Here is a 6416-nt window from a genome sequence, read left to right on the forward strand (position 1 = left end):
GCTGGCCCGTGCCGGATTTCGTCCAGATCTCCAGGTGATCGGTCACCGCGCCCAGCACGCCCGAGCGCTTGCCCAGCGCGGCGGAGCCGAACACCGTGTCCAGCGCCTCGGGGTTGGCGGTCAGCGTCTTCTGCAGCCGCGCCGTGTCCAGCGTGAGCTGGCCCTGGCGGTCGGCACTGATGCCCAGGTCGCTGATGCGCAGGCCGCCAAAGTCCTGGCGGATCAGGTCGTTGAGGCGGTTGCGCAGGTTGCGCACGCCCGCGTCGGTGGAGAAGGCCCCGCGCGAGGCGGCGTCCTCGCTGGTTTTCGTGAGGTTGTTGAGCTCGGTCTGCAGCGCGTTGTAGGCGGTGACGAACTTGCGCAGGCTCTCTTCGGTACCGGCCTTGTCGGCCGCCACGTCGAGCTGAAGCGGCGCTCCGCCCGCGCTGTGCGCCTGGGTGAAGGTGACCGACACGCCGGCGATGCCGGTGTAGCTGTTGCTGCCTTGCTGGACGCGCAGGCCGCTGCCCTGTTCGCCCAGCCAGATGACGGCGTCGCGCGCGGCGGCCAGCTGCGTGGGCGCGCCGCCCAGCGAGGTCTTGAGCGCGCTGTCGGGCAGGCCGGAGGCGTCGATGGTGATCGCGCCGTCCTCTCCGCCCAGGCCGGACGACAGGATCAGCTGCGGGCCCGAGGCGGTGTTGGCCACCTGGGCGGTCACCTTGCCCTCGTTGCCGCTGGCCTGGTTGATGGCCCGCGCAATCTCGGTGGCGTTGAGGTTGCCATCGCCGTCCTGGTCGGCCGCCAGCAGGTTGACGTTGAAGGCCGAACCGTCGGCGCGCTGCACCACCAGCGGACCGCCCAGCGCCACCGGCACCGCGGGCAGGTCGGCGTAGGCGATCTGGTGCGTGGAGGCCAGTTGCTCGACGAAGAAGCTGTAGGAGCCGGGCTGCGCGCTGGCGCTGGCCGTGGCGGTGGCGCCGGCACCGGCGCTCAGCGTGGCGCTGTTCTTCTTCAGGCCACCCGCGACGCTGCTCAGGCCGCTCAAGGCGGTGGTGAAGCCGGACAGGGCCGAGCGCAGCTTCTCCAGCCCCGCCTGCGTGGCCTTGGCGACCTGGGACTCGCGGTCGATCTGCTGCTGCGGTCCTTGCACCAGCAGGGTGGCCAGCTGGGTCGCGGTGGTGGTGGGATCGAATTCCATCGTGTTACTCCAGGGGTCGCGGGCGGTCCGGAACGCCGCCTCCGAAGCCCAGGGCGACCGGGGCGCGGCATTTCTGAAGCTCGCGGCGCGACTTTTTCGGTGGCGGCCTCACGCGCGTCCCCTCATCCACACGGTCTGGGCGATGTCGTCGGTGCGCTTGCGCTCGGCCACCTGAAGCGCGCGCTCACCTTCGTCCACGCGGCGCCCGTGCAGCTGCGCCACCGCCTCGCGGCGGCGGAAGGCGTCGTGCAGCGCGAGCCGGGTCTGGTCCATGCGCGACTCGTGCTCGGCCAGGGCGTGGCGGTGGCGGTCGGCCAGGTCGAGCACGCTGAGCTTGTAGGCGCCCCGGTTGCTGGCCAGCGCCGGCGACAGCCGGGGCGAGGCCGTGGGCGCGGCGCCGGAGGCGCCGGCCTCGTCCAGCAGGCCGCCCAGGCGCTCGATGCTGGCGACGAAACGCTGGCGCGTGCGCTCCTGCTCGGCCAGCACGGCGCCCACGCGGTCCTGCTCGCGCTCGCGCAGCCGCACCACCTGTTCCAGCGCGCGCAAATTCATTCGACGATCTCCATCAGGCGGCGCAGGCAGTCGTCCAGCGGCGCCGACTCCTGCGTGCCCTGGTGAAGAAACGCCTCGATGCGCGGCCACAGGTCCACGGCGCGGTCGCTCAGGGGGTCCGCGCCGGGCACGTAGGCGCCCAGCGGCAGCAGCTCGCGCACCTGCTGGTAGCGCGCCAGCAGGGCCTTCACCTCGCGCGCCACGCGCTGCTGGTCGGCGCCGGCCACCAGGCCCATGCAGCGGCTGATGGACTGGCCGATGTCGATGGCCGGGTAGTGCCCGCGCTCGGCCAGCGCGCGCGAGAGCACGATGTGGCCGTCCAGGATGGCGCGCGCGGTGTCCACCACCGGGTCCTGCTGGTCGTCGCCCTCGGCGAGCACGGTGTAGATGGCGCTCATGGAGCCCTCGCCGCTGCCGTTGCCCGCGCTTTCCACCAGCTGCGGCAGGGCGCTGAACACCGAGGGCGGGTAGCCGCGCGTGGCCGGTGGCTCGCCGAGCGACAGCGCCACCTCGCGCTGCGCCATGGCGTAGCGGGTGAGCGAGTCCACCAGCAGCAGCACGTGGCGACCCTGGTCGCGGTAGTGCGCGGCGATGGTGTGGCACAGCTCGGTGGCGCGCAGGCGCATCAGCGGCGACTCGTCCGCCGGCGCCACCACCACCACGGCGCGGCGCAGACCGGCCTCGCCGAGCGAGAGGTCGATGAACTCGCGCACCTCGCGGCTGCGCTCGCCGATCAGGCCGACCACGATCACGTCGGCCACGGTCTGGCGCGTGATCAGGCCCAGCAGCACGCTCTTGCCCACGCCGGAGCCGGCCATCAGACCCACGCGCTGCCCACGGCCCAGCGTGAGCAGGCCGTTGATGGCGCGCACACCGACGTCGATGGCGCCCTCCACCGGGCGCTTGCGCAGCGGGTCCACCCAGGGCGGCGCGCTGGGCAGCAGGTGCTCGCCCGCCAGGCGGCCGCGCCCGTCCATGGGCTCGCCCAGCCCGTTGACCACGCGGCCCAGCCAGGCCTCGCCGATGAGCAGGTGGCCGTTGCCGGGCAGGGGCCAGACGCGCGCGCCGGCGGCCAGGCCCTCGGTGCGCTTGAAGGCCATGAGCTGCGCAGCCTCGTCCTTGAAGCCCACCACCTGGGCCTCGATGTCGGCGCCCAGGGCCGACTCGATGCGACAGCGCTGGCCCACGTGCAGGCGCACGCCGCGCGCCTGCAGCAGCGGGCCGGTGGCGCCCACCAGCCGGCCGGTGGGCGTCGACACCGACACCTCGGGCACGGCGATGCGGCGCAGCTGTTCGGCGATCACGCGGCGGCCCCGCTCAAGGGCGCCTCGGCCGGCGCGGACTCTTCCGCCCCGAGCAGTTGCGCGGCCACCTGGCCCATGCAGGCCTGCAGGCGCTGGCGGCAGCCGGCGTCGGCCTCGAAGCCGGCCACCTGGACGCGGCACTCGCCGGCCTCCAGCGCGGGATCGGCGATCAGGTTCCAGCCGCGCGTGTCGGCGCCTTCGATGGCCTGGATCGCGCGCAGGTCCTCGTTGTTCAGGAACACCTCCACGGCGCTGACGGCCGGCGGCATGCTTTGCAGGGTCTCTTCGACGAGCTTGAGGATCTGCGTGGGGTTGAGCGTGAGCTCGGCGCGGATCACCTGGCGCGCCACGCGCTCCACCAGCTCCACCATCTCGCGGCGCAGCGCGGCCTGGTAGTCGGCCTGCACCTGGCGCAGGGCCTCGGTGGCGGCCTGCATCGGCGCGGCCACGCGCTGCCAGCGCGCGAGCAACTGCGCCTCGCTCTCGGCGCGGCCCAGCGCCTCGCCGCGCTCGCGCCCCTGCGCCTCGCCGATGGCGCGGCCCTCGACCAGGCCCTTGTCGAAACCTTCCTCGTGGCCGCGCGCCAGGCCGCGCGCATGGCCGTCGGCCAGCGCGGCCTGCAAGGCCTCGGGCGCGCCCTGGGCGGCCAGCGCCTGGGCGATCTCGCGATCGGCCAGCGGCGGGAATCGATGGCTGCGGTAAGCGCTCGTTGCCGTGCTGCTCATTCGACCGTCGCCTCGCTGTACAGCTGCACCTCGATCGCACCGGCGTCGGCCAGCGCCTTGACCTCGCGCATGATGGCGGCGCGCGCATCTTCCACGCGGCGCGCGGCCACCGGCCCGGTGCGGCGGATCGCGTCCTGGAAGGTCTTGACCTGGCGCTGCGGCATGCAGCCCAGGATGGCGCGGCGCACGTCGCTGTCGCCGCCCTTGAGCGCGATGGCCCACTCTTCCATGGGCACCGCCTCGATGATGCGCAGCAGCACCTCCTCGCTCTGGCGCGAGAGGATGAAGAAGTCGTACATGCTGCGCTCGATCTGACCGGCCACGCCGGGGTCGCGCTCGCGCAGCTGCTCCACCATGCGGGCCTTGTCGCCCGGCAGGCGGTTCAGGATCTCGGCCGCCTGCTTCACGCCCTCGATGGTGGCGCTCTGCGTCTCCAGGCTCTGCAGGCAGGCGTCGGCCAGCACCTCCACCTCCTGCAGCAGGCGGTGCTCCACGTGGCCGAGCTGGGCCACGCGCACGATGAGCTCGTCGCGCCCGTCCTCGGGCAGGCTGGCAATGACCTCGCTGGCCATGGCCGGCGGCAGGAAGGCCAGGAACACGGCCTGCATGTGCACGTGCTCCTGCGCGATGCGGTCGGCCACCCAGCGCGGCGAGGCCCACTGCAGGCGCGCCATCTTCGGGCGGATGGCGTCGCCATAGATGCGCGTGAGCACGCTGCTGCTGATGCTGCTGCCCAGCGCCAGGTCGAGCGAGTTTTTCAGGAAGGTGCGCGAGGCGCCGTGCAGGCCGCTCTGCTCGCGGTAGTCGTCAAAGAAGCGCTGCAGCGCGCTGCGCGCGGTATCGACCTTGATGCCGCTCATGGCGGACATGGCCTGCGTCACCGCCAGCAGTTCCTCGCGCTCCAGGCAGCGCAGCACGGCGGCGGCGGGTGCCTCGCCCATGCTCAGCAGCACGATCGCGGCCTGCTCGATCGCGGTCATGGCGCCGTCCTCGGCGCCGGCTTCAGGCGGGTTGGTGGCCATTCTTCTGCACCCATTGTTTGACGACCTCGGCCACGCGCTCGGGCTCCTTGGTCGCGAGGTCCTTCAAGTGATCGACCAGCACATCCACCGGGGAGCCCGGGGGCGGCAGGTTGTAGTTCTCCAGCAGCGAGCCCATGGAGTCGCGCTGGCCCGCGGGCCGTTCGGGCTGTGGCAGCGCGGCCACGGCGGCCGATCCGGGGGGCAGGGCCCCGGCCGGCGCCGCAGCGCCCTCGCCGCCGCGCGGGCCCAGCTCCAGCAGCTCGGACGTGCCCACCTCGCGCGGCGCCGCGGCCTCGCGCGTGAAGCGGCGGATCAGCGGGCGCGCGATCAGCAGGTAGGCCAGCAGCGCGCCGAGCGCGCTCAGGCCCCAGCCCGCCATCGTGAACACCGACTGCGGCTCGGCGTACCAGGCCACGGCCTGCGGCGGCGCCGGGAAGGCCATGGCCGAGACCACCAACTGGTCACCGCGCGCGGTGTCGATGCCCAGGCCGCCGCGCAGCACCTGCTCCATGCGCGCGATCTCGGCCGGCGCCCAGGCGCTCGCGCCGGCGGGCGCGGCGGCGTTGTTCAGCACCACCGCCACGCTGATTTTTTTCACCTGGCCGCGCGCGCGCTCGATGGTGGTGACGCTGCGGTCATAGGCGTACTGGCGCGTGGCCGCGTTGCGCTCGGCGGTGCTGGGCGGCTCGCCCTCGGCTGGCGGGGGGTTGGCCGGGCGGTTGCTCAGCGAGCCCGGGATGCCCAGGGCCTGCGGCTGGCGGCTGAGTTCCTCGCGCGAAGCCTCGCTGGTGATGCGCGGATCGCCCTCGTAGCGCTCCTGCGTTTCCTTCACGCTGTCCTGGTGCAGCTCGACCGAGGCGCTGACGTTGTAGTTGTTGGCGCCCAGCACCGGCTGCAGCAGCTGGTGGGCGTTGCGCAGCAGGGTGTCCTGCGCTTTGCGCTGCGCTTCGTTCGCGAAGCCGGTGGAGTCCAGGCCGGCCTTGATGTCGACCCGGCTGGACAGCAGGCGCCCGGCCTGGTCGACCACGGTCACGCGGTCGGGCGCGAGGTTGGACACGCTGCCCGAGACCAGCTTGATGATGGAGGCGATCTGCTCGGCCTCCAGCTCGCGGCCCGGGTGCAGGTGCAAGGCCACCGAGGCCGAGCTGGCCTGCGTGGCGTTGAGCACGAAGGTCGAGGAACGCGCGATCGACAGGTGCACGCGCGCGCTTTTGACCGGCTCCAGCGCGGTGATGCTCTGCACCAGCTCGCCCTCCAGGCCGCGGCGAAAGCGCACATCCTGCACGAACTGCGTCACGCCCAGCGGGTCGCTCTTGTCCATGAGCTCCAGGCCCTCGGGCAGGCGGGCCACCACGCCGCGCGCGGCCAGCAGCATGCGCGCGCGGCCCAGGTTCGACTCCGACACCAGCACCTGCCCCGTTTCAGGGTGCAGGCGGTAGGCGATGCCTTCGGCGTCGAGCACCGACATCATGTCGGCGGCGGGCACGCTCTCGCGCGCGCCGAACACCGGCCGGTAGTTCGACTGGTTCTGCCAGACGAACATCATGACCAGCGCGGTGATGGCGATCGCGAGGAACACGACCGGCAGCAGCTTGGCCACCGCTTCGGAACGCAGGGCCGAGGCGATGCGGGCGGG

At 72.8% G+C, this 6416-nt stretch carries 6 protein-coding genes; all 6 read right to left on the reverse strand.

What is annotated here, in order from left to right:
• Positions 1–1177 (reverse strand): flagellar filament capping protein FliD (fliD, locus tag BGO22_RS18665; RefSeq protein WP_286852193.1); only part of this gene is annotated, 1177 nt, incomplete at its 3' end.
• Between the two features lie 108 nt (positions 1178–1285).
• A complete protein-coding gene (fliJ, locus tag BGO22_RS18670) occupies positions 1286–1729 on the reverse strand; it encodes a flagellar export protein FliJ (protein WP_286852194.1) in 444 nt (147 codons plus the stop codon).
• Positions 1726–3033, reverse strand: a complete 1308-nt coding sequence (gene fliI, locus BGO22_RS18675; protein WP_116959881.1) for a flagellar protein export ATPase FliI — start codon at positions 3031–3033, stop codon at positions 1726–1728. The genes fliJ and fliI overlap by 4 nt, the downstream gene beginning before the upstream one ends.
• Entirely contained in the window at positions 3030–3758 is a 729-nt protein-coding gene (gene fliH / locus BGO22_RS18680) for a flagellar assembly protein FliH (protein WP_204743157.1), read from the reverse strand. The genes fliI and fliH overlap by 4 nt, the downstream gene beginning before the upstream one ends.
• The gene (locus tag BGO22_RS18685; protein ID WP_286852197.1) at positions 3755–4780 is read right to left on the reverse strand and encodes a FliG C-terminal domain-containing protein; all 1026 of its coding nucleotides are present in this window, start codon (positions 4778–4780) and stop codon (positions 3755–3757) included. The genes fliH and BGO22_RS18685 overlap by 4 nt, the downstream gene beginning before the upstream one ends.
• The coding region (gene fliF / locus BGO22_RS18690; RefSeq protein ID WP_286852199.1) for a flagellar basal-body MS-ring/collar protein FliF at positions 4761–6416 on the reverse strand (1656 nt) is incomplete at its 5' end. The genes BGO22_RS18685 and fliF, both read right to left, overlap by 20 nt.

Origin of the sequence: Hydrogenophaga sp. 70-12 (assembly GCF_001897365.1) — a bacterium.
Classification (GTDB): domain Bacteria; phylum Pseudomonadota; class Gammaproteobacteria; order Burkholderiales; family Burkholderiaceae_C; genus Hydrogenophaga; species Hydrogenophaga borbori.

What these genes read in the sequence shown, in the direction of transcription:
- fliJ (WP_286852194.1), bottom strand. Translation starts at nt 1,729, where the DNA reads ATGAATTTGCGCGCGCTGGAACAGGTGGTGCGGCTGCGCGAGCGCGAG.
- fliH (WP_204743157.1), bottom strand. Translation starts at nt 3,758, where the DNA reads ATGAGCAGCACGGCAACGAGCGCTTACCGCAGCCATCGATTCCCGCCG.
- BGO22_RS18685 (WP_286852197.1), bottom strand. Translation starts at nt 4,780, where the DNA reads ATGGCCACCAACCCGCCTGAAGCCGGCGCCGAGGACGGCGCCATGACC.